We start from the raw sequence: 251 nt of genomic DNA on the forward strand, positions 1-251 counted from the left end.
GGGTACGGCCACCGACCTCGGCGAACAGGTGCTCGTAACGAAACACACGAAACGGACCATGAACCTGCTCATCGACGAACCGACGCGGCGCATCCAGTTCGGAGATCCGAGACGTCATCGTGAACCAAATGCCGAAGTGGCGCGCTCTCCACGTAACCATCTCGCCGAGACCGATGACACCACTCGTGACGCCGGCCACCGCCCGCTCACCAGAGTCCGCCATCGACGCCACATGCGCATCAATATTGAGC

At 61.4% G+C, this 251-nt stretch carries 1 protein-coding gene; it reads left to right on the forward strand.

The window, feature by feature from the left end:
- Nucleotides 1-58: 58 nt before the first annotated feature.
- Nucleotides 59-251: hypothetical protein (locus ACQG3P_RS21010; protein WP_426806136.1), on the forward strand; the 193-nt coding region annotated here is incomplete at its 3' end.

It is taken from the genome of Stenotrophomonas sp. SrG (assembly GCF_050031795.1).
Lineage (GTDB): Bacteria > Pseudomonadota > Gammaproteobacteria > Xanthomonadales > Xanthomonadaceae > Stenotrophomonas > Stenotrophomonas rhizophila_A.